The organism is Falsihalocynthiibacter sp. BN13B15, from assembly GCF_041205415.1.
GTDB classification, from domain to species: domain Bacteria; phylum Pseudomonadota; class Alphaproteobacteria; order Rhodobacterales; family Rhodobacteraceae; genus Falsihalocynthiibacter; species Falsihalocynthiibacter arcticus.
This window is the reverse complement of record NZ_JBGFCE010000013.1, coordinates 91,276-112,660: the sequence shown is the minus strand read 5'-3', so window position 1 is coordinate 112,660 and position 21,385 is coordinate 91,276. Positions and strand designations below refer to the sequence as shown.

The 21,385-nt window shown below is 51.3% G+C and carries 21 protein-coding genes and 2 pseudogenes; 9 read left to right on the top strand and 14 right to left on the bottom strand.

Annotated features, from left to right (window positions below; genetic code table 11):
* Window positions 1–69: 69 nt before the first annotated feature.
* The 4 genes from AB9F26_RS18290 to gabT all read right to left on the bottom strand — a co-directional run bounded on the left by AB9F26_RS18290 (window position 70) and on the right by gabT (window position 6,340).
* Window positions 70–501, bottom strand: coding sequence for a universal stress protein (locus tag AB9F26_RS18290; RefSeq protein ID WP_369756390.1), 432 nt, complete (start codon window positions 499–501; stop codon window positions 70–72).
* Window positions 502–513: 12 nt separating this feature from the next.
* Window positions 514–3,285, bottom strand: a complete 2,772-nt coding sequence (locus AB9F26_RS18285; RefSeq protein WP_335586562.1) for a TRAP transporter permease — start codon at window positions 3,283–3,285, stop codon at window positions 514–516.
* A gap of 125 nt (window positions 3,286–3,410) precedes the next feature.
* The gene (locus AB9F26_RS18280) at window positions 3,411–4,367 is read right to left on the bottom strand and encodes a TAXI family TRAP transporter solute-binding subunit (RefSeq protein ID WP_039001560.1); all 957 of its coding nucleotides are present in this window, start codon (window positions 4,365–4,367) and stop codon (window positions 3,411–3,413) included.
* A 626-nt stretch (window positions 4,368–4,993) separates the two neighbouring features.
* On the bottom strand, window positions 4,994–6,340 hold the full coding sequence (gabT, locus tag AB9F26_RS18275) for a 4-aminobutyrate--2-oxoglutarate transaminase (RefSeq protein ID WP_369768671.1): 1,347 nt from the start codon (window positions 6,338–6,340) through the stop codon (window positions 4,994–4,996).
* A gap of 265 nt (window positions 6,341–6,605) precedes the next feature.
* Here gabT and AB9F26_RS18270 point away from each other — a divergent pair, with 265 nt between their 5' ends.
* Together AB9F26_RS18270 and AB9F26_RS18265 are read left to right on the top strand one after the other, a co-directional pair.
* Window positions 6,606–7,160: a cupin domain-containing protein gene (locus AB9F26_RS18270; RefSeq protein ID WP_039001558.1), complete on the top strand. Its 555-nt coding sequence runs from the start codon at window positions 6,606–6,608 to the stop codon at window positions 7,158–7,160.
* A gap of 303 nt (window positions 7,161–7,463) precedes the next feature.
* Window positions 7,464–7,764 (top strand): annotated as a pseudogene (locus AB9F26_RS18265) (hypothetical protein); the annotation flags it as partial.
* 326 nt (window positions 7,765–8,090) lie between these two features.
* Here AB9F26_RS18265 and AB9F26_RS18260 read toward each other — a convergent pair.
* A complete protein-coding gene (locus AB9F26_RS18260; protein WP_335586560.1) occupies window positions 8,091–8,318 on the bottom strand; it encodes a hypothetical protein in 228 nt (75 codons plus the stop codon).
* Between the two features lie 207 nt (window positions 8,319–8,525).
* Between AB9F26_RS18260 and AB9F26_RS18255 the strand changes: the two genes are divergently transcribed.
* Entirely contained in the window at window positions 8,526–10,217 is a 1,692-nt protein-coding gene (locus AB9F26_RS18255) for a mechanosensitive ion channel family protein (protein ID WP_369768668.1), read from the top strand.
* Between the two features lie 290 nt (window positions 10,218–10,507).
* Complete coding sequence (locus AB9F26_RS18250; RefSeq protein ID WP_335586558.1) at window positions 10,508–11,713, top strand: MFS transporter; 1,206 nt, start codon at window positions 10,508–10,510, stop codon at window positions 11,711–11,713.
* Window positions 11,714–11,737: 24 nt separating this feature from the next.
* On the opposite strand, the gene AB9F26_RS18245 is transcribed toward AB9F26_RS18250, so the two are convergent.
* Entirely contained in the window at window positions 11,738–11,950 is a 213-nt protein-coding gene (locus tag AB9F26_RS18245; RefSeq protein ID WP_335586557.1) for a hypothetical protein, read from the bottom strand.
* 148 nt (window positions 11,951–12,098) lie between these two features.
* On the opposite strand from AB9F26_RS18245, the gene AB9F26_RS18240 reads away from it, so the two are divergent.
* Window positions 12,099–12,671, top strand: a complete 573-nt coding sequence (locus AB9F26_RS18240) for a YdeI/OmpD-associated family protein (RefSeq protein WP_335586556.1) — start codon at window positions 12,099–12,101, stop codon at window positions 12,669–12,671.
* A 289-nt stretch (window positions 12,672–12,960) separates the two neighbouring features.
* Window positions 12,961–13,110, top strand: coding sequence for a hypothetical protein (locus AB9F26_RS18235; RefSeq protein WP_156477440.1), 150 nt, complete (start codon window positions 12,961–12,963; stop codon window positions 13,108–13,110).
* Window positions 13,111–14,049: 939 nt separating this feature from the next.
* Here AB9F26_RS18235 and AB9F26_RS18230 read toward each other — a convergent pair.
* The 6 genes and pseudogenes from AB9F26_RS18230 to AB9F26_RS18205 form a co-directional block, all read right to left on the bottom strand.
* Window positions 14,050–14,262: a hypothetical protein gene (locus tag AB9F26_RS18230; protein WP_369768667.1), complete on the bottom strand. Its 213-nt coding sequence runs from the start codon at window positions 14,260–14,262 to the stop codon at window positions 14,050–14,052.
* A 2-nt stretch (window positions 14,263–14,264) separates the two neighbouring features.
* Complete coding sequence (locus tag AB9F26_RS18225; protein WP_156477439.1) at window positions 14,265–15,050, bottom strand: DUF2092 domain-containing protein; 786 nt, start codon at window positions 15,048–15,050, stop codon at window positions 14,265–14,267.
* Window positions 15,051–15,238: 188 nt separating this feature from the next.
* A complete protein-coding gene (locus AB9F26_RS18220) occupies window positions 15,239–15,448 on the bottom strand; it encodes a DUF1214 domain-containing protein (protein WP_369768670.1) in 210 nt (69 codons plus the stop codon).
* 47 nt (window positions 15,449–15,495) lie between these two features.
* Window positions 15,496–15,696 (bottom strand): annotated as a pseudogene (locus tag AB9F26_RS18215) (DUF1254 domain-containing protein); the annotation flags it as partial.
* 348 nt (window positions 15,697–16,044) lie between these two features.
* Window positions 16,045–16,266: a hypothetical protein gene (locus AB9F26_RS18210; protein WP_369756396.1), complete on the bottom strand. Its 222-nt coding sequence runs from the start codon at window positions 16,264–16,266 to the stop codon at window positions 16,045–16,047.
* A complete protein-coding gene (locus AB9F26_RS18205) occupies window positions 16,256–16,627 on the bottom strand; it encodes a hypothetical protein (RefSeq protein ID WP_335584059.1) in 372 nt (123 codons plus the stop codon). Before AB9F26_RS18205 ends, AB9F26_RS18210 begins: the two co-directional genes overlap by 11 nt.
* Before the next feature lie 696 nt (window positions 16,628–17,323).
* Here AB9F26_RS18205 and AB9F26_RS18200 point away from each other — a divergent pair.
* Both AB9F26_RS18200 and AB9F26_RS18195 read left to right on the top strand, forming a co-directional pair.
* The gene (locus AB9F26_RS18200; RefSeq protein ID WP_335584060.1) at window positions 17,324–17,752 is read left to right on the top strand and encodes a DUF2267 domain-containing protein; all 429 of its coding nucleotides are present in this window, start codon (window positions 17,324–17,326) and stop codon (window positions 17,750–17,752) included.
* A gap of 11 nt (window positions 17,753–17,763) precedes the next feature.
* On the top strand, window positions 17,764–18,177 hold the full coding sequence (locus AB9F26_RS18195; protein ID WP_335584061.1) for a DUF3775 domain-containing protein: 414 nt from the start codon (window positions 17,764–17,766) through the stop codon (window positions 18,175–18,177).
* 8 nt (window positions 18,178–18,185) lie between these two features.
* On the opposite strand, the gene AB9F26_RS18190 is transcribed toward AB9F26_RS18195, so the two are convergent.
* Window positions 18,186–18,866 (bottom strand): helix-turn-helix domain-containing protein, encoded by a 681-nt coding sequence (locus tag AB9F26_RS18190; protein WP_369768666.1) that lies wholly within the window; start codon window positions 18,864–18,866, stop codon window positions 18,186–18,188.
* A gap of 190 nt (window positions 18,867–19,056) precedes the next feature.
* Here AB9F26_RS18190 and AB9F26_RS18185 point away from each other — a divergent pair, with 190 nt between their 5' ends.
* Window positions 19,057–19,794, top strand: a complete 738-nt coding sequence (locus tag AB9F26_RS18185) for a response regulator (RefSeq protein WP_335584063.1) — start codon at window positions 19,057–19,059, stop codon at window positions 19,792–19,794.
* On the opposite strand, the gene AB9F26_RS18180 is transcribed toward AB9F26_RS18185, so the two are convergent.
* A complete protein-coding gene (locus AB9F26_RS18180) occupies window positions 19,791–21,320 on the bottom strand; it encodes a PAS domain S-box protein (protein WP_335584064.1) in 1,530 nt (509 codons plus the stop codon). The genes AB9F26_RS18185 and AB9F26_RS18180 overlap by 4 nt on opposite strands.
* Window positions 21,321–21,385: the final 65 nt, after the last annotated feature.

Sequence of the window (21,385 nt, the reverse complement as noted above, 5' to 3'; positions counted from 1 at the left end):
AGGGATAGTACTCCTTGCAGATAGAGCAGCCCAGGATGAGCTATTAAAGCCTCTGCGATTGGCATGTATTTATGCTCTTACTACCAAGACTGAAATTGGTGATCTGCGCACAACTCTGTCAGCATTTGACCCAATTAGGAATTCCCGCACGCTATCTGGCTTGTGCGACGCCATAACGACCAGATCGCACTGTGTTTCCTCGATCGCCTCCAACACTTTATGGTGGATATTGCCAAAAGCGAGATGCTGTTTGACCGACACGCCCTGAGGGATATTCGCCTTCACAAGCCCGTCCAGCGCTGCACTTGCCGCAGCGATCGCCTTGGATTCAAAGTCGGAGGGAAAGAAGCTTTCAACCATCGGCGTGCCCAAATCCGGAACCACCGACATGACATGCAAAGTGCCTTTTGAAGCCGTCACCAGTTCCAGCGCTTGAGGCAGTGCCTTTTCCCAAGACGCCTTGGTATTCAGATCAAGTGTAAGCAATACGTTTTTAAACATGGTCTGTTTCCTTTAAGCGGTGGCTTGTTTGCGGATCGGGTGCCCAGTGCGGCGGCGTTGCAAGAAGACAACCAAGCCCAAAAGCAGTAAGGCTGGTAAGAACATCAGGTATTTAGAGGGCTGCCCCACGGGGCGCAGCACCTGTAAAACTGTCTGATCCCAATCTAGACCTGCCGTGGCAGCCGCGCTGCCATACGTCACATCGTCAATCATAAGCGTGTCGCCTTCGTTGCGGAACACAAGTCCCGCATTTTCCAACCGTTCTTCACCCGTTGCCCCGTCTTGAATGGTCAACACGGCAACAAATTCGATCGGATCCCCAAGGTCGTTCACACCAGCAACACGCAGGCGCAAATCATCACCGATCGGCGTGTTCATGGCTGCAGTAGCAATCTCGGACGGTTGCTCGTCAACATAGGGGGGAGCGACCATGTCCATCCAGAACCCGGGGCGAAACAGCGTGAACGCGATGAGCAACAAGGCGGCAGTTTCATAGAAGCGGTTCTTGGCCAAGAACCAACCCTGTGTCGCGGCCGCAAACAGCAGCATAGCAAAGGTAGCCACGATAAAGACAAAGACACCTTGGCTCCACGTCACATCAATCAGCAGCAGTTCCGTGTTGAAGATGAACAGGAAGGGCAAAGCGGCCGTCCGCAGGCTATAGAAGAACGCAATCACACCCGTCTTGATCGGATCACCACCAGAAACGGCGGCGGCGGCAAAGCTGGCAAGCCCCACCGGCGGCGTTACGTCGGCCATGATGCCAAAGTAGAACACAAAAAGGTGGACCGCGATCAGAGGCACAATCAGCCCATTTTGCTGGCCCAGCGTTACGATGACAGGGGCCAACAAAGCCGAAACCACGATATAGTTGGCCGTCGTTGGCAGGCCCATACCAAGGATGAGCGACAGGATTGCGGTTAGGAACAAGATCGCAAGGATATTGCCGCCCGAAAGCACCTCAACCACATCCGCCAAGGCCGAGCCAACGCCCGTCTGGCTAACAGCGCCCACAATGATACCCGCCGTCGCCGTAGCGATACCGATGCCGATCATGTTGCGCGCGCCGGTTTCCAGACCGTCGATGAGGTCGAAAAATCCTTCTTTCACTGCGGCTCCAAGACCACTTTGTTTGCGCATCATTGCAGTGAGTGGCCGCTGCGTTAAAAGGATGAATACCATGTAGGTTGTCGCCCAAAACGCCGACAAACCAGGTGAAAGGCGATCAACCATAAGCGCCCAAACCAGCACAACAACCGGCAGAATAAAGTGCAAACCCGACCGGATAGTCGGACCCGGCAACGGCAAGGCGGTGACGGGCGCGTTTGGATCATCCAATTCCAGCGGCTCTTCCTTGGAGGACACATAGAGCAGACCAACATAGATCGATGTAATGAATGCAAAGATGATATAGGCAGCGGTCTCGGGGAAGGCAGGACGTATCCACCCCATGCCGTAATAAACCGCAAAGGAAATGGCGCAGATCACGGCAATAGTAAAAGCAATACCAATCAGGCGTTGCACGATGGGTTTTGGCGTATAGGCCCGTGGCAGGCCTTCCATGCCCGCTTTGAGCGCCTCAAGATGCACAATATAAACAAGGGCAATGTAGGAAATAACCGCCGGAAGAAAGGCGTGCTTGACCACATCAAAATACGGGATACCGACGTATTCCACCATCAAGAAGGCCGCAGCCCCCATAACGGGCGGCATAATCTGACCGTTCACCGAGGACGCAACTTCAACCGCGCCCGCTTTTTCCGAGGAAAAACCAACCTTCTTCATCAGCGGAATGGTGAATGTGCCCGTGGTGACAACGTTGGCAATCGAAGACCCAGAGATCAAACCCGTCATCGCAGACGAGACAACCGCTGCTTTTGCAGGGCCGCCCTTCATATGCCCCATCAAGCTAAAGGCGACTTGAATGAAATAGTTCCCCGCGCCTGCACGATCCAAAAGCGATCCAAACAAAACGAACAAGAACACAAAACTCGTCGAAACCCCCAGCGCGATCCCGAACACGCCCTCGGTGGTTATCCACTGGTGGTTCACGATCTCTGAAAGGCTGTTGCCTTTATGAGCGATAATGCTGGGCATATTTGGCCCAAGCACAGTGTAGACAAGGAAAACCGTGGCCACGATCATCAGCGCAGGCCCCAAGGCGCGACGGGTCGCCTCTAAGAGCAGCATGAGACCAATCACAGCAACCACGAAGTCTTGCATGATTGGCGCGCCAACGCGGCTGGAAATATCACGGTAATAGACGAACAGATAGAGTGCTGCGAGCGCCCCAATAACGGCCATCGCCCATTCCCAAACCGGTACGCGGTCTTTGGGGGACCCTAGGATAACTGCGGCCACAATGGCCAATGCGATGATGGGTATCCACCACGTCGCTGTGCCGTCTTTGGCCCCTGTCATAAACAGGAACGCGAGAAAAAGGGGAACGGTGATCCCAAGTCCGACTTGGAATTTCGTCCTCGCCGAAGGAAAGGCTGCGTAGGCGAGGAAAAGGGCAAAGGCCAAATGGATTGACCGGCTTTCAGTATCGTTGAAGACACCCCAGCCAACAATAAAAGGAATAGGCGAAGCGATCCAAAGCTGAAACAGCGACCAAGACAGCGCCACACATGTTAAGAAAGTCCCAACAGAACCAGTCGAACCGCGACCACCCGTGTCCGAAGATGCGACCAGCGCGTCCAGTTCGGCTTGGCTAAGTCCACCGCGGCTTTCGGCTTCGGCCTCGACGCGCGCATTTTGCTGCTGGTTTGGGTCATTCGTCATGTCGGTCCCCCGTCACCTGCACACGTCAGGTAAAAAATCTGTTGACTAATTATTATAGGTCTCGTTGTGAGATTCCGTAGCAGCAGCGGCCCTTTCAGGCCGCCGCCATTTTGCGCAAGAGTGGATTACATCCAACCGCGTTCTTTGTAATACCGTTCAGCACCGGGGTGTAGCGGAGCGGACAAACCATCGGCGATCATGCCTTCTTCGGTCAGATTTTCGAAGGCTGGGTGCAGGCGCTTAAACCGGTCAAAATTGTCAAAAACAGCTTTGACAACTTGATACACGACCTCATCATCGACTGTTGCCGACGTAACAAACGTCGCCTTTACACCAAATGTGTTGATGTCATCAGGAGACCCTTCATACATACCGCCAGGGACAGTCGCTGCGGCGTAGAAAGGGTTTTCTGCGATCAACTCGTCGATCTCGGGACCCGTCACAGGGATTAGGACCGCATCAACTGTCGACACGGCTTCTTGGATCGAACCATTCGGATGACCCACCGTATAGATGATCGCATCAACCTTGTTGTCACCGAGTGCGGCGGCTTGCTCGGCTGGCTTCAACTCAGACGCCAAAGCGAAGTCGTCCATTGTCCAGCCAAGTGCATCCATGACCACTTGCATCGTAGCATATTGGCCCGAACCGGGATTGCCGATATTGACGCGTTTGCCTTTTAGGTCAGCGAAGGTTTTGATACCTGAATCCGCGCGTGCGATCACTGTGAACGGCTCGCCGTGCACAGAGAATACAGCCCGTTCGTCATCGAACTTATTGCCTTCAAACTCAGACGTGCCGTTATAGGCGTGGTATTGCCAATCGGACTGGGCGACGCCCATATCCATATCACCCGCCATAATCGCGTTGATATTGGCAATGGACCCACCTGTTGACGGGGCTGTGCACTTCAGGTTGTGTTCAGCCGTGCCGCGGTTCACCAGACGACAAATTGATTGGCCTACAACAAAGTAAACGCCAGTTTGGCCGCCGGTACCAATCGTGATGAATTGCTCCTGCGCGGTCGAAGCGGTCCCGGCCATCATGGCTCCGGCAAACGCCACGTACTTTAAAAAACTCATAGTTATCTCCCAATTCTAAAGTTGTGTCACGTCCTCCTAGAAAGAGGATCTGATTTTGAACGACGAAACCCGACAACGATTCCGCACCTAATTGGGACCTAGTAACGGCCCCTAACTCAATTAATTCCCAGTATGTTTGATCACACTAACGAGCGAATATTCCCTGAGACTGACAAAATCGCGCGATTCCTGCAACTGAATTCACAAAAAATCGCCAATTTTGTTTATTATTTTCAACAATCCGATGAATATTGAGCAAAATTCAGGCGCATTCAGCCCGTTCTTTGTCGATATGTTCGTCTGCTATGCCATCGCAATAAGTGTCAGGCCAAAATAACACTGAAATGGTGTAAGTTATTCGTAACATACTGACGATAATCAACGAATAGATCGGATGACCAGCCTTTGCGATCCTGCTGATTCTCAAAATCCACAACAAATGATCCGCCAAACCAACCCATAATCGATCACCAGTGATGCAACTTTTGCGTGCAACCCTACCCGGACGCGACCCAAAGGGCATCGATGGACACGGTTGTCCATGGCGCCACGAGACAGGTTATCCACATAGCTGATCAATTTAGGCGGACGCAAAAGCCCGCCTAAATTGAATTCTTTTGTAACGCTTATCCGTGCAATTCAGCCATTGCGTCGGTTAATGCAGCTTCAAAGATTGAAAGACCTTCGTCAATGATCGCGTCCGAGGCGGTCAACGGCACCATAATGCGCAACGCATTGCCGTGCATGCCACAGGACAACAGAATTAGGCCCCGTTTGAGTGCGTGTGCGACCACAGATTTCGTAAGCGCCGCATCTGGCGTTGCCGTTTCAAAATCTGTCACAAATTCAACCGCCAACATTGCGCCAAGACCGCGAATGTCCCACATCCGGTAGGGCGAAACACGTGCGCCGATATCCGCAAAGCGTGTCCGGAAGTATTCTCCAAGCGCAGTGGAACGAGCCAAAAGACCTTCTTCCTCAATCGCTTCGATCGCGGCCAAAGCGGCGGCACATGCAACGGGGTTACCTCCATAGGTTCCCCCCAGACCACCCGGAATTACTGCGTCCATCACCTCTGCGCGGCCAATGACACCTGCAATTGGGTAGCCACCAGCCATCGATTTAGCGACGGTAATCAAATCGGGTACGACGCCAGAATGCTCAATCGCGAACCAAGTGCCCGTCCGACCAAATCCCGCCTGAATTTCATCCGCAATCAACATAATTCCGTGCTGGTCGCAAATTGCGCGAAGCGCTTGCATCATTTCGAAGGGAACGGGCGTATAGCCACCCTCCCCGAGGACGGGTTCAATGATAATCGCTGCGATCCGCTCGGGTTGCGCGTCTGTCAGGAAGAGGTTTTGCAATCCGGTCAGTGCATCCTGCACAGTGATACCGTCGCGAAGGCTTGGAAAAGGCGCGCGGTAAATATCGGATGGAAATGGACCCACATCCTTTTTGTAAGGTGAAATCTTACCCGTCATCCCGAGCGTCAACAGCGTGCGACCATGATATCCGCCTGTGAAAGCAATCACACCCGGCCGCCCTGTTGCCGCCCGCGCAATTTTGACCGCATTTTCGACGGCCTCGGCACCAGTTGTGACCAACAGCGATTTTTTGGCATGATCGCCCGGAGCAAGTTCATTCAGCTTTTCGGCCAAGGCAATATAGGGCTCATATGGCACAACTTGAAAACTGGTATGCGTATACTGATCTTCCTGCGCTTTGGCCGCAGCAACGACCTTTGGATGACGATGGCCCGTGTTGAGAACGGCAATGCCACCCGCAAAATCTACATAGCGATTGTCCTCTACATCCCAAAGTTCCGCGTTTTCCGCATATTTTGCAAAGATCGGTGCCGCAGAAGCCACGCCACGCGCAACGGCGGCCTCTCGTCTGGCAATCAACGACGCATTGGATTGCTTCAGAGGAGCGGCATCCGGTACAATTGCGATAACCGACTTGCGTTTCATTGCCGTTCTGGTCGGTTTATTTTTGACTGTATTGGCCATTTAATGACGTCCTTTCCAACGAGTCACCGCTCTCCCAACGAGGGGTGTTTAATATTTCCATACCCTGTTTAATTTAACTGTCAATATCTATTCGCCAAGAAGGAATGGATCGCCTAGGATCAATTGGGCGCATATCATTTTTTTGACCGCTTGAGTTTGTACGCGCAACCGTTGTAGGAAGTTGATCTTCTTAGATAATTGCGGAAATCTGCATAGGGATAGCAAAATGGACATTGGCGACCGGCTGCAAGAGATTCGAAAAGCACACGGGTTGTCGCAGCGGGAACTTGCCGCGCGTGCGGGTCTAACAAATGGCACCGTCAGCCTGATTGAGCAGAACAAAACCAGTCCCTCTGTCGCTTCACTCAAGAGTTTGCTAGATGCGATTCCCATAAGCATTGCAGAGTTTTTCACAACTATTGAAGAGCTTAGCGAACCAAAGATTTTTTTCACTTCTGATGAGTTCGTCGAAGTCGCGCCGCAATTCGGGCCCTCAGCCGTGTCGCTTCGACAGATTGGAGATGCCAGCAGGCATACCCTGCAAATGCTGGATGAGACCTATCCAGTAGGTGCCGATACAGGCCCCGAATTTCTGGCGCATGCAGGGGAAGAAGTCGGGGTTGTTATTCAAGGCCAAATCGAAATCACTGTCGGCGATCAGGTTAAAGTCCTTCAAACTGGCGAGGGATACCTATTTGACAGCCGCAAACCACATCGCTTCCGCAATGTTGGAAATGAGACGTGCAGAGTTATCAGCGCCTGCACCCCTCCAACGTTCTAGATTACAGCACTCGGATCCCACGTTCCAAACTAGTTCTATGTTTGAACTCAGACAGGGACCTTAAATGGGCGAGTCTTGTCACGGTTCAGTTCGATCTCTTTCGAGCACTGTTAGCTATGAAGGAGATAAGAAATGGCACCGAGATACACAGACGTGTTTCGGCGTGATGCGGTCCGCATCGCAACCACTAGCGGCCCGACGCGGCCACAGGTTGCATCAAATTTAGGCGTGGGTTTGTCGACACTGAACAAGTCGGTTCAGAAGCACCAGCACGATGACCTTATGTCTGGGCCTCATCAAGATATCGACAAAGAGAACAAGCGCCCCCGGAAGGCCGCGGTCAGCAATCGCATGAAGCGAGATCTGGCAATGCGCGCGTTGGATATGGCCAGGCATTACGGCGGCCACCCCGTTCATCATACGGCTCGCAATTCCGATCGCATGATTACCAGAAATGCCTGATAAAAAACGGCTTCAAATTATCCATGAGCGGCAAAGGGAATTGCTCCTCCTCTCGGGATCATGCTGCGCATAACCCTGCCGGGCAAGCGACAATTCCATGGTGGAAACATTCTTCAAATCCATCAAGGCAGAAGCCCCTTGGCATTTGAACGAAAGGCCGCATAAATGAGTTGAGAGACCGGAACTGAACAGCCACAAGACCAATACTATTATGACCCGCCTCTTTCCTGTCGCGCAGTGCCCCGGAAAGACGACGCTTACCTGCCTCAAGAAATTCTTTCGACCAGCGGTCATGCAGGCTCACAGGGATGCCTTCGCTGCGGCACAGCACCGAGACGCTTTACTCGTCGCAGACCCGCCAATACACTTAACCACCTTCTCAGCGGCGTCTTTCGATGTCTGTGGCGTCTTCGTCATCTCGATCGCCTAATCGATAAGGTGAACAGAAACTCTCGGTTGTTAAAATACTCAAATCTGTTCATCAGGCGCTGACGTCAGACAATTTTGCCTCAAACTCGATTTTTTCCCAACTTGGGAATTCTGCGAAAGGGTGCCAGCCAAAATCACTTCAGCCATAACTTCACCCATCTCAGGTTGATTTGATGTGGGCTGGAGATTTTGTTCGCTTTTGGGCCACAGTTCAAAGGTAATTCCACCTGCTATCAAAATTACAGCAACGGCTATACTTAACCTCATTTAAAACCCTTACTTTCTCCTAATTCTGGTCCGCTTGCCCCTTCCACAAAGGGGAAGGACACCTTGAACATGACTGCGCCAAATATTGTTTTCAGATGTGCAGGCGCCTTGAAGGTTGCGCGTTTTGAGTTGATGTCAAATCGCACCCGTTGGCTTATTCCCGCCTGAATAGCCTAGTTTGCGGGACCTCCTCTAGGCAGTTTCGAATTGTCGATATATTCATCCATAATGGAATTCCGCAAATCAGACACAGTATCCCGCAAACCGCCATTCCACTGGCTCAGGTTATTCTCGTTGATTGCTATCGGATCGTTTTTGCTGGCGTTGCCTCTGCATGCCCAGACAAAAACCACGTCCGAGGAGACTACGGCAAACGTTGAAAAAGTTGATGACGTCTATTTGGCACCTGTTGTTATAGAGGGCGATGAGTTGTTTTTCCTGCGCGGTTCAAGCGCGCAGCCCGCAGTTGAACGTGCAGCAATTGTTGAGACGAGAATACTTGACGTCGCAGGATCCAGCGCAATCAAGAATTTAAAAATGGACATCCGCGAGGATGCGCTTGGACATCAAATCTTTGCTGGCGTAAACCTTATTTCGACTGTGACCCAAGCCGATTCAGATATGGAAAAACTGCCGTTGCCCGTGTTGGCGGGGCTGCATGCTGATGCTATTTCTGAGGCAATTTCAAACTACAGGGCAGACCGGACCGACGACGCGCGTGCTGACAGCGCAATTGAAGTCGGGATGTGGACCTTGGTGTTTCTGGTATTTTGTGGAGCCATGCTGTTGCTGCGTAAGAAAGGCAACAAATGGATCAGTATCGTCGTTCAAAGGCAGTTTTCCTCGTTTGAATTGGCAACCAACAAAATGGTTCAGGTTCGCGCCATTGCCGCACTCATCCTCTTTGGTTTTAAGTTTATCCTACTGATCATGTTTGTTCTGGGCTTATATTATTATCTAACTTTCGTACTCTTTGCCGTTGCCGAAACCCGCCCGATGGCGAATCTTTTGCTAACTCATGTCACGGGCCCCGTCCTCAGAATTGCGCTCGGAATTGCTTCGGTCGCGCCGAACATCGTCACGATCTTGTTGATTGCACTATTGGCACGCTTCCTAATTCGCGGGCTTCGGGTGTTTTTCGATGCGGTGGCCGCAGGTAGTATTACGCTCGGGGATTTCGAAAAACACTGGGTCGATCCGACATTTAATATTCTGCGAGTGGCCGTAATCTTGATCGCGATTGTATTTTGTTTTCCTTATGTCCCGGGGTCGGATTCTTCGGCGTTTCGAGGGCTGTCCCTTCTCGTGGGCGCGATGCTGTCCCTAGGCTCCAACTCGGTGATGAGCAACGTGTTGTCCGGTCTGTTCGTGATCTACCGTCGCAGCATGAATATCGGTGACCGGATCAAAGTTGGGGCCCATGTCGGCGACGTGGTCGAAATAAAGTTGATGGAGACACATATCAAGTCCGTCAAAAACGAGTTGATCAGCATTCCAAATGCGAAAATGTTGAATTCTGAAGTGATCAATTATACAAAGCGCGTGCATGGCAGTGGCCTGCTTTTGCACACCACGGTGGGGATCGGCTATGAAGAGACCCCTGAAAAAATCGAGGCGATGCTGATTGAGGCCGCGCAACGAACTGATGGGTTGAAAAGCCGCCCAGAGCCTTTTGTACTTTGGACCGAACTTGCTGACTTCGCTATAAATTATCAGGTCAATGCCTTCACCACACGAGGGTCGAGCATCCCTAAGATTACGTCCGACCTTCACCGGAATATCGTTGCCGTATTCAATGAAAACAAGGTACAGATCATGACCCCGTCATACATCGCCGATCCTATTGATCCAAAAATATCAGCCGAGATTTGGGACGGAAAATTAGCACACGCCAGTTGATACTAAATGGCGGCTAACTAGGCGTTAGAAAGTAGAACAACAATTGGTGCTGCCAGCCTTGAATGTAGATCGATATTTTCAAAGCCACTGCATTTGTTAAGTCTCTTAAGTCTCGCAGTCCGGTTACGGGTCGATAAATCGCGGTGTCGTTTCACGGACATTGTCGTAGGACGCATTCGTTCCATTTTGCAGCGAACCTCTAAACGTGGAGGATGCGGTTTTGGATAAGGTGTCACAAAACAACACCTCTTTTATCTTGCTTTTCAGGAGGCTCCATCCGATAGGGTGACATGTTCAAAAATCGTGCCTTAGTCTTCATTCTCATAACGCTGATGATCGACGCCATCGGTATCGGTATCGTATTCCCCATCATGCCGGACTTGATGGAGCGCGTGGGTGCGGGTGACACCGGACAAGGCGCTTTGTGGGGCGGGTTGCTCATGGCAGCCTATGCAGGCGCGTTGTTCCTGAGTGGGCCTATTGTGGGCAGCATTTCGGATGCTGTTGGCCGCAGACCGATACTGATCGCCGCGCTCGTTATGTTGGCACTAGATTATGTGATCATGGCCTTGGCCGATAGTTTCTGGCTGCTCCTTCTCGGACGGTCCCTCGCAGGCCTCGCTGGGGCGACCTACATTACCGCGACGGCCTATATTGCTGACATGTCTTCCCCGCAAGAAAAGGCTGCGAACTTTGGCCTCATCGGCGCAGCATTCGGGATCGGCTTTGTCCTTGGCCCCGCTTTGGGTGGTATTGCCGCTGAAATCAGCCTCTCTGCTCCGTTCTGGATCGCCGCGGCCTTGGCGGCGGGCAACGCATTGTTTGGGTTTTTTGTGCTGCCAGAAAGCTTGACGCCAGAAAAACGCCGCCCTTTTGGCAAGCGCGACCTCAACCCGTTCAAATCGATTTTCGATGCTTTCCGCTTGCCGGGGCTTGCTGTGCCACTGGTTTGCATTTTCATCTTCGAATTTGCCAACATGGTTTATCCAACGCTTTGGGCTTTCTGGACCCGCGAAGTGTTCGATTGGCCGACACTCTATATTGGGCTTTCGCTCGCGGCCTACGGCGTGCTTTTGGCTTTGGTACAGGGGGGATTGATGCCGGTCTTTATCAGGTGGATCGGGGATTTCCGCACCTTGATGCTGGGCATGATTTCGGCGCTGATCGGGATGATTGGATTTGGCTTCACGGGGTCGATTACGGCTCTGGTGGTCTTTCTTATCCTTGCTGCGTTGTCGGATCTTGTGCCTGCATTGATGACAGCCATGGCATCGAACCAGACGGATGACGATCGGCAGGGGGTCGTGCAGGGCGTTATCGCTTCGCTGTCATCCCTTGCCGCAATCCTGTCGCCCCTTGTAATGACTGGGCTGTTTCAGGCATCCGTGGACGCCGAGGGCACTTACATGCCGGGTGCCCCCTTCTTCTTCGCGGCCGTTCTCGTTCTTGCTATGATGCCGTTGGTCTTTCGCCTACGGGGGCACGCCTCCGTCTGAACGTCGACGTGGTCCAACAAACCGTTAGCCAACCCAAGCTTCACAGATGAAAATGCTGCGCGTCACACGAACGCCCGCTTTTGAAGCAACAGGGTTCACAGGCAGTATCAATTTACACAGAAACCTTGACTGTAACTGACACTTATTGTCGGAGGTGACCATGATCCAGTCGCGAAGGCGGTGACCTTCACAGATTTTGTGTCCAATGAGGAGGTGGTCGATCTGGATTTCGGTCATTGAATTCAGCAGAAAACGCCTGAAGAAACGAACCAGGCGATGTTTGGATTGCTGGGACGGCAGGGTGTGATCTAGGCCCAAGAGCGTTTAAAGAACAAGGAACCCCTTCCAGCTTCGCTGGGGCGATGAACCACCGATGGAGACAAGAATGGTCGATGCAGTTTTTTTCAAAAACCAAGAAGAGTTTACCGATTGGCTGGATGAACATCATGCCCAAGCCAGTGAGCTTTGGGTGGGCTATTTCAGGAAGAAAACTGGACGCGAAAGCCATACGTGGTCTGAATCCGTTGATGTCGCTCTTTGTTATGGGTGGATCGACGGTATTCGAAAAACCATTGATGAACAAAGTTATAAGATACGCTTTACCCCACGCAAATTAACAAGTGTGTGGAGTGCGGTGAACGTAAAGAAGGTCGAAACACTTCTGCAACTAGGGAAAATGAAACCCGCAGGGCTGCACCTCTTTAATAGCAGAACCGATATGCAAGGCTACTCCAGTGAGCACAGAAACGTTCCGCTTGACCGTGAGTATGAGGTGCAGATCGAAGCGAACCAGTCCGCCTGGTCATTTTTCACCAGTCTCGCCCCCTCCTACAAAAGAGACACTATTTGGTGGGTCATGAGCGCCAAGAAAGAAGAAACACGTCTAAAAAGGCTTGGCGTACTAATTTCTTCGTCAGAATCTGGACAAAAAATACCACCCTTTAGAAAGAAGGCATAGTCTCTACAGAATAGTTGCAGAGGTCGCGGGCGCAGCGGCCAACGTTGACCGAAACACAGGCCAACCAACCTGAACGGCCCATTGCTGACCTTGAGCCGTGCGCCTTCGTTTCTGCGCGGCAGTCACATTGCGGACATTCGCGGGGACCACTTCGTTCTTTCAAATTCGGTATTTTACAGCGGCCTTTGTAGCGCTCACTCTTGCGGTCACCCAACCCAAGTTAAAATTTGGCGGTATCAATCAGATCACATATCTTATATCTCAGGCCGAAATCCGGAAAGGATACTAAATGCCTAAACCCAAAAAGCCGAAAGTGAAACGCCCGGGAGCAAATCCTGTCCAGAAACCTGCTTGGTATCAAGCGCTCAAAGGTTCTGGTGCGCAACATGGCGAGCGACCAACCATGACTGGTAAGAAGGCGAAAAATAAATCTGCATAAGCTGGCTACTGTATTTCAAAACTTTTTGATATCAAAGCGGCGTTGGCAAGCCGTGCTGCTAAATGCACTTTATACGCTTCCGTTATGAACGGCCCTAACCGGACTTTGGACTGGTATATGCGATGCCGCGTTGGGCATTCGCGCATCGTGTAGCATCTTCACGGCGGGAAGGTCTACTCTGCGAGAGCAAAGCCGCCGTTCAGAATTTATCGGCTAGGATTGGTGAGCCCACTTAAATTAAGAGATCCAGCAACCAAAGCCAAAAACAATACCGATCATAAGCCTTCCAAGAATGGGGTGTCTTTTCAGCGTTATGTGGAGCCAGTCAATCAATGAGCTTAAGATGATCTCCATGCAGCGCCTGCCAATAAGGCTCCTATTTTGACTGGGCTTGTCACGGGTTTGTGCCGCTCCTCTGACCGCATATTATGCGCAAAAAGAGACCCCCTATGGGAACGAAACGCACAGCAGAATTTAGACAAGAAGCGGTACGCGTTGCTCTAACGAGCGGCTCACCCGAAAACAGGCTGCCGCTGATATTGACGTTGGGTTTGCAACCTTGAGCAAATGGACTCAACAAGAAGGCAAAGACCATGAGAAACCTGCGGTGCAATCTAACCTTGAACGCAAAGTCGCCGAACTGAGAAAAGGGAAGTCCTAAAAAGGTAACAAAGTTCTTCGCGAGCCAAACCAAGAGGCTTAAGTTTATCGGCAGCCCAGCAGTGGATAAACGGTAAGGGAAATTGATACGACAATGCAGCAATGGAAACCTTCTTTAAAACCATCAAGGCTGAACTGGTCTGACTGCATTCATGGCAAACCCGTCGTGCTGTCTAACAGAAAGTAGCCTAAACGAGCACTTCGGGCGGAACATTAACAAAAAAGAGGCTAGAAGATTGCGCCCCTAGCCTCTCCGTAATTCACTGGTGACTGCCTAGCCTAGCAATTATAGACGCCGACTGCGCATCTGCGGACGGTTCTGCGCCCAACACCTGCAATGCTTACTGGGGTCAGGGGACGACCAATTCTGGCTTCCGCTTGGGTAGCAATGCCTTTGACGCCTGGAACATCAAAATGCGCGCCCAGTTCCAATGTTCCAGCAATAAGAACCGCAGAAACGCCAAGTGTTATAAAACGACGACCTAGTTTCATTGTTATTCTCCCATTCTGATGAAGTCTGGCAGTTCGCTGACTTGCTCTTTGTAGTCCTCAATGCTTACTTCGGTGGCCCCATCAGGCGCCATGAAAGTAAACGCATCGTCAGCCAAAGTTTCGCCAGTGCGCCAATCGCGGATGTTCAAGCTATATTGCAGCCCTTGTTTTTCACCGCGCGTGGTAATCACATACCGACAAGGATAAGGCTGATCGCCTTGCGCAATCCAAATTTGCAGATCAACTTCATCGGTGCGAAGTCCAAGATGGTCGCACTCTTGGCCAGCAATAACGCCGCTGCCAAAGTCTTTGACATCCGTGACATTCCCCATCAACGCGGCATATGTATCCGTGGTGAGCAAGTCGGCTGCGGGTAATGGCTGACCATAACTTTCTCGCAGGGTATCGACCAATTGATCAATTGACCCTGAAATGGGCAGCTGGGTGTAAACACCCGCATCTTTACCCAAAACGCTGAAATTAGAGCCGTCATAGTTCATGACAATGTTGGTAAATCCACCCACTCTGGTCGCATGAAACTTGTCTGGACGCGCCAAAGCAACCTCGCCAGAGCTGGCAAAGCTGATGATTTGATCCTCGACGGAAACAACATCAAGTGTCGCGTCATAGTCAAAGCTAAACTCTGTGGTCGCGGCTAGATAGTCCGACATCGCCTTAAGAAGGCGATCCGCATCTGCTTCATCCGCCATCGCCGTGGGCGCCAAGAATGCAAACCCCAGCCCCGCTGCGGCAACACCTATGCGCAAGCGTTTAATTTTGTCAGCCATTTATCACTCCTGATTGGTTCGTTAATTCATTGAGCGCGAGTTCAAAAACCGTACGCTCTCCCTTCGTAATTGCAAGGGATTTCCAATTGATTTTCATATCACCTTCGAAACCGCCGATGGTGCCCATTTGCCTGAAATGACATCGGAATAGGGCGCTTATAAACGCATGTTCAATCCATATCCAGCTTTTAGAGAAGGCAACCAGCCTGTTTCTTCCGCAGCTTCGGTGCCTCAGAACGAATGCGAATATCAAGTGACCCGTCAGAATTATACGTTAGCGGCATCCAGCTTGATACTGCGTAGCGGTTCAACGGATTGGCGGTGGGGAAGCCGTCGTTGTCAAAGAGGGAAAGCGACCAAAAAGCTTCGGGGGGGGGGTAAGTCTTCCTTATCGACATGAAGGACATGGGCGTTATGTCCGTCCAATGCATTGCCAACTGCGTCGCTACACAGCGAAATGATCTTGCAACGCATGAACGGCGTCAAAATCCTTTTCACCGTTGGTTTGTGCGCGATCCAATCGATGCAAAGACCATACTCCACATGCCCGACAGGTCGCAACGTAGTATCTTTCATCCGTATCGGGCGCTTGAATGAGGACCGCCCCCTGTGTCAGATCAAGCCACGCCAGGGAATGCAGCGTGTCAAAATTTGGTCGCTAAAGTGTTTATCGGCGCCGCAAGTCCGTTCGCCGCATCCGCGGAATTGAGCATGTTATTTTCGGGTTCGCCACCCGCTTTGGGAGGCGCAAAACTGATTTCGCCCGCGGCGAGTATATCGCCAAAAGGGTAAATGACTGCCCGCTTGTTTGAGCCATTTTTGTTCACCACGGCAACGCTGGAGGCAGTCTTGGTCGAAACCTATCCACTCGTTTGGACAGCCCCCAATCGCCCATGATCATGAGGGCAGTTAACGCGACTTGCCCCTCGGCCAAGATACTTGAGGCGTCCCAACTCTCATCTTCACTCAGTTTTTTGGCGGCAGGATCCCAGAACTACCTGAACATTCTTTCACTCGACCCAAAATAAATCGCAATCATATCATTGAGCATCCCAATGGTATGAAGCGACGGAATTGGTGCTGAAATATCCATATCATCGAAAATTTCCGACATGTTTGGATCGACCTCTGTGAGAAGCGAATTTGGCATCGTCATCTCACCGCCACCATCAATTGCCGCCTGCCACTTGAGTTTGGCGCATTCTTCAGGGGTCATGAACGCCCCATGATGGAATGCCCAAAGGTTCAGTATTTTTCCCAATGCCCGTCCAGACGGTCGGTGCGGTGGCTGAATCCAAAGTGGGGTCGTTTTTGGGGGAATTGGCCGTTGCGATCCATAGTTTATCCGTGAGCGGGGTCGCAAGCGCACCCTCAAAAGGACGGGCCAAGGTTTTGATGACATCGTTGTGTTCAAGCTGGGTTCCATTCGCAAGTTCACCCGACAGTTTTGGGAAACCGGTTTGCGCGGAGGACGCATCATTGACGGCCCATCCGGGACCATTTCGGGCAAATAGAGGCGCAGTTTGCCCTGCAATGCAATTAGTGGGAACCACTGTAAATGTACTATTTTTGCCCATCAGCTCGGCTGATCAACGTTCTGTTGCGAGATAAATGATATCCGCACGGCTTTTGAACGGCTTAGCTTTGTACGCCACAATTTAAAAAAGCGGGTTAAAAATTGCGTCCAATTGCACAACCCGCAACCGAAATCCAGACCAACCTCTCGCGCGCAATTTCGCAGGAATTTAATGTGGTCGGTGATTGGGGTCGGATTTTTTGGACAAAACCAATCCCCTAAATTTACGTCATCCAGATATCATAGTCTCCGCGTCTCTGTTTAGTCCGTGCATACTCTAAAAAATGCCGCAGCAGCCAAATAGCAATAAACACCCATAGTTTATGGCAAGGGACGACGTTGCCAATAGCCGCAAACCCCATCTGGTCGAGAAAATCACAGGCTCGAGTTGATTCCTATCAATCGGACGATGTTTTTTCAGGCTAAACCTTTGAAAGGAAGCGAGAGTAAAGATATTCACTGTGACTGATGTGAAAACCGCGGTCTGAGCCTTCGTTTTTGTCAGTCTCCTCGGCCAAAACCCTGCTGACACTACTGACCACATGATTGGCAGTTACATAATGACAGAAAATGTCTCTGGTACTGCGCTTTAAATGCCGTGGCGGTATATAACGGCGGCGTTTCTTGAACCGATGATTGGCCAACCGTAAACGCACGCCCGCAACAGTTAAAACACGCACCAAAAAGGGAGGACACGATGTCGGCTCAAGGACTGGAAGTGATCGACCATACAGTTCAACTCACCCATGAATGGATCAACGAATTGCGCGATAGACTAGCTTGGAGCAGCAGCCGCGATGCCCTGCGTTTGCTGCGCGCAACAATGGCGCAAATTCGCGATCACCTGCAACATGAGGAAGCAGTGCAGCTCTCGGCCCAGATGCCTCTGCTGGTGCGTGGCATGTTTTTTGAGGGGTGGAACCTCGCGCATACCCCCCTACGTGACCAAAAGGCGGAACATTTTATCGCGTCAATCGAAGCCCAAGTTTCGGAAGTTCAGGATTGGCGTGGCGCGCAAGATATTGTGGCCGTCTTCAGGACGCTGAACAACAGGATTTCCGAAGGCGAGATCAGGGATGTGAAAGCTGGACTGCCAAAATCTATCTGTGAAATGTGGCCAGACTAACGGGGTTTGAAATGGTTAACAATTTGACAATCGCACCGGATTTCTTGCGCCGGCTCCTCTTCAAGATGCGCGCGGAAACGTTGGGCGATGAAGACACGCCGCGTGATGCTCGCGACAATGCACTCCCAGAATCGCATCATATCACTCTGAACGAAGAAGTTGGTACGGAGCCGTCCCACGAGGAACTTATTGAGGAAATAGACGCAATGATCCTCGATCACCAATACGAGTTGGTTGCGTTGATGTGGGTCGGGCGCGGCGATTTCGGTGAAGCGGACTGGGAGGAGGCCTTGTCCCTCGCAGCAGAGCGCTCCTTCCGACCAACCTCCCACTATTTATTGTCCCACCCTTTGGCCGCTGACGACATCGCCAATGGCCTTGAGAAATTAGGACATGATCACTTGCTCCAAAATGGGATATATTAGCCCGCAAGCTAGTCGGACTGAGAGGCGTCGGTGAGGGCTTCCATATCCAGAACCACCACGGTTTGCGGCGTGTTAAGGGCAATCGTGCCCTCTTTGCGCAGAAGGCTAAACATCCGACAGACAGTTTCGATGGTCAGACCCAGAAAATCAGCGATATCGGCGCGACACATCGGCAGCGAAAAAACGGTATAATTACTGCTCGGCGTGCCCGTCCGCAGAGACAAGACACAAAGGAACGACGCGACCTTTTCCATCGCTGACTTGCACGCGAGCATCATGACATGGTCTTGCATGCAGCTAATTTCACGCAAGGCCGCCTTCATAAGGCGACGGTGTACTTCTAAATCACCCTTGGCACTCTCAAGCTCACTGAGTCGGTGTGCGATGACCTCCGCTGACGAAACCACGTCGCAGTCCGTATGATAAAAATCACCATTGGGAAATCCAACAATGTCACCCGGCAATCCAAAGGCTATAACTTGTCTGCGGCCGTTCGCAAGCACGCGGGCCAAACGCAAAACCCCAGACTTAACCTCATAAACATGCTCAGCTTTATCCCCTTCCCGAAATAAATTCGCACTTGATGGATATCTTCGATTATTTGGCGCATTCGTAAGAATTTTGCGCGGGACTTTGAAAAACGGTGTATATGAAAACGGTTGTTGTTCCATGGAAAATGTAACGTACATGCTAGTTCCCCCCAAGAGAAATGACTTCCCATTTTCGCAGAATATCGTCGCATCCAATCCCGCGGTTTCGTAACGGTTTGTATCAAATTGTATCAAAACCTCGGAAAAACAACCTATAGCTAGCTATTTTCCAGCGTTTTCAGTATTGTCAGTTAATATTCTCAGTCCGAATTATTATAGGGCGTTCTCTGTGATTTCAAAAAATATCCTCGTTGTTGATGATGACCCTAAGGTTCGTGCACTTCTTCGACGTTGCCTCGAAGAGGGTGGATATTCTGTGCGCGAGGCGAGCGACAGCGACGGCGTTCGGGACGCTTTCTTAAAGAGTACCCCCGATTTAATGACGCTGGATCTGAACCTTGGCGCAGATGACGGGTTGGATATTGCGCGCGACATTCGCCGCTCGCACAACGTTCCAATCATTATGGTGACGGGCAAAGATGATGTGATCGACCGCATTGTCGGGCTAGAGGTTGGCGCCGACGACTACCTGGCTAAACCTTTTCATGTCAGGGAAGTCTTGGCTCGCGTGCGCTCCGTTTTACGCCGTTCTGATGGGCAGGTTCCAAGTCATTTGACACCAGAACCGGGCGCGTCATCAAGCACCGCGCCGCTCAACCTTGACGGTTTGACCGTTGACCTTGATCATATGATCCTAAAAGACCGAGATGGCGAAATCTGCGATCTAACAACGGCCGATTTCAAACTCCTCGTCGCCTTTTTGAACCACCCAAAACGTCCTCTATCGCGGGATCGCCTGATGGACCTCATTGACGGGCCACAATGGGCGCCCCTTGATCGAACGATTGACAACCAAGTTGCGCGTTTGCGTAAGAAAATCGAGCGCGACCCCGCCACTCCACTCCTCATAAAAACAGTGCGCGGAATTGGCTATACTCTAACGGAAACTCCCACAGGTAAGAGTTAGTCGTTCTCCAGTACCGCCTGAAGTGCTTCGACTAGCTCGGCTTGACGATAGGGTTTGCGTAGAATTTTAAATTCTTCACGAACCCGCCCCCCCAATAACACGCCTTCCGAGAAACCAGACGTTACCATCACATGCACATCAGGCCTGTGTTTTGTGACGTTTTTAGCAAGGTCATATCCCGACAGTTTCCCGGGCATAACAAGGTCTGTAAAAACCAGATCAATATCGTCTCGGGCCTGTAAAATATCCCACGCGATATCACCCGAAGTCGCGGTAATACATTCAAAATCAAGCGCCAAAAGACGTGTTTGGGACAAACGCAGCACACGCGGATCATCCTCAACCACAAGCACACGTCGACCCGCTCCAATATTTTGAAATTTATGATCAACGGTTTCTGTCAGAGTTTTTAGCTCATCCGCCCCAATCAACGCAGGAAAGTAAAGGTTGATCGTCGTGCCTTTTTTGACCTCACTATAGATCGTCAGATGCCCACCCGATTGCTTCACAAAGCCATAAACGAGCGAGAGTCCCATGCCCGTCCCTTTGCCAACGGGCTTAGTCGTAAAGAACGGATCAATAGCATGGCGTTGCGTTTCGCGCGACATACCCTCGCCGTTATCACTGACAGACAAGCGGATGTAGTTGCCAATTTTCACACCGATTTCCTGCGCCAAATAAGTATCGTCCAGCGTAACATTCCGCGTGTCGATATGAATCCGCCCCCCCTCGGACAGCGCGTCACGCGCATTGAGGGCCAAATTCAAAATCGCAGTCTGAAATTGTGTCTTATCGGCGACCGTGGGCCATAGATTTTCTGCCAAATCCGCTTGGATATTGATGCGCGCAGTGATGGTCCTTTTCAGGATTGCAATGGAGTGTTTGACGACATCGTTCATCGCGATCACTTCGCAGGTCAGGGCACTTTTGCGCGAAACCACCATCAACCGAGACGTCAGGTCCGCCCCCAGTTCAGCGGCCTCTAGCGCATCCGAAATCAACGCCAAACCTTCCTCATTTTCTGACTTCATTTGGAGCAGTTCAAGATTGCCGATCACGACCGTAAGAAGGTTGTTGAAATCATGCGCAATACCTCCCGTCATTTGGCCGATGGCTTCCATGCGTTGCGACCGCGCCAAGGCCTCTTCGGTCGCCTTTCGGCGGGTCAAATCATGCACGATTGCAACGAAAGCGACATCGCCTTGGATATCGGCCTTTCCAATGGAAACATGTAGTGGGAAAACGGTTCCGTTCGCGCGCAGCCCTTCAACGTCGCGGCCAGAGCCAGTGATCTCCTTTTTGGCAGTCTGAAGATAGGTGGTAATAAAATCTTCATGCCGTGCCGCCGTGCCGCCGGGAACAAGGATGCGGGCGTTTTGGCCGATCAGTTTGTCTATAGGCCAGCCGAACATTTCTGCCGCTGCTTTGTTGAGGCGCAAAATGACACCTTTGCGGTCGGATACAATGATTGCATCAACCGCAGCGTCCAGCGTCGCAAGCAGCAAGGCGTGGTCATCTATTGTCAAACTGGGGTACCCCCGACAAGCTTACTGTTAATAAACCAGTGAATAAGCATTTAACAAATCTGCCA

Bases quoted from the DNA above. Each gene is read 5' to 3' on its own strand.
- AB9F26_RS18240 (WP_335586556.1), top strand. From the start codon at position 12,099: ATGGTCGATGCAGTTTTTTTCAAAAACCAAGAAGAGTTTACCGATTGG.
- AB9F26_RS18225 (WP_156477439.1), bottom strand. From the start codon at position 15,050: ATGGCTGACAAAATTAAACGCTTGCGCATAGGTGTTGCCGCAGCGGGG.
- AB9F26_RS18190 (WP_369768666.1), bottom strand. From the start codon at position 18,866: ATGTACGTTACATTTTCCATGGAACAACAACCGTTTTCATATACACCG.
- AB9F26_RS18290 (WP_369756390.1), bottom strand. From the start codon at position 501: ATGTTTAAAAACGTATTGCTTACACTTGATCTGAATACCAAGGCGTCT.
- AB9F26_RS18250 (WP_335586558.1), top strand. From the start codon at position 10,508: ATGTTCAAAAATCGTGCCTTAGTCTTCATTCTCATAACGCTGATGATC.
- AB9F26_RS18195 (WP_335584061.1), top strand. From the start codon at position 17,764: ATGGTTAACAATTTGACAATCGCACCGGATTTCTTGCGCCGGCTCCTC.
- AB9F26_RS18235 (WP_156477440.1), top strand. From the start codon at position 12,961: ATGCCTAAACCCAAAAAGCCGAAAGTGAAACGCCCGGGAGCAAATCCT.
- AB9F26_RS18285 (WP_335586562.1), bottom strand. From the start codon at position 3,285: ATGACGAATGACCCAAACCAGCAGCAAAATGCGCGCGTCGAGGCCGAA.
- AB9F26_RS18220 (WP_369768670.1), bottom strand. From the start codon at position 15,448: ATGTCGATAAGGAAGACTTACCCCCCCCCCGAAGCTTTTTGGTCGCTT.
- gabT (WP_369768671.1), bottom strand. From the start codon at position 6,340: ATGAAACGCAAGTCGGTTATCGCAATTGTACCGGATGCCGCTCCTCTG.
- AB9F26_RS18210 (WP_369756396.1), bottom strand. From the start codon at position 16,266: ATGACCCCTGAAGAATGCGCCAAACTCAAGTGGCAGGCGGCAATTGAT.
- AB9F26_RS18230 (WP_369768667.1), bottom strand. From the start codon at position 14,262: ATGAAACTAGGTCGTCGTTTTATAACACTTGGCGTTTCTGCGGTTCTT.
- AB9F26_RS18260 (WP_335586560.1), bottom strand. From the start codon at position 8,318: ATGAGGTTAAGTATAGCCGTTGCTGTAATTTTGATAGCAGGTGGAATT.
- AB9F26_RS18205 (WP_335584059.1), bottom strand. From the start codon at position 16,627: ATGGGCAAAAATAGTACATTTACAGTGGTTCCCACTAATTGCATTGCA.
- AB9F26_RS18280 (WP_039001560.1), bottom strand. From the start codon at position 4,367: ATGAGTTTTTTAAAGTACGTGGCGTTTGCCGGAGCCATGATGGCCGGG.
- AB9F26_RS18270 (WP_039001558.1), top strand. From the start codon at position 6,606: ATGGACATTGGCGACCGGCTGCAAGAGATTCGAAAAGCACACGGGTTG.
- AB9F26_RS18245 (WP_335586557.1), bottom strand. From the start codon at position 11,950: ATGACCGAAATCCAGATCGACCACCTCCTCATTGGACACAAAATCTGT.
- AB9F26_RS18200 (WP_335584060.1), top strand. From the start codon at position 17,324: ATGTCGGCTCAAGGACTGGAAGTGATCGACCATACAGTTCAACTCACC.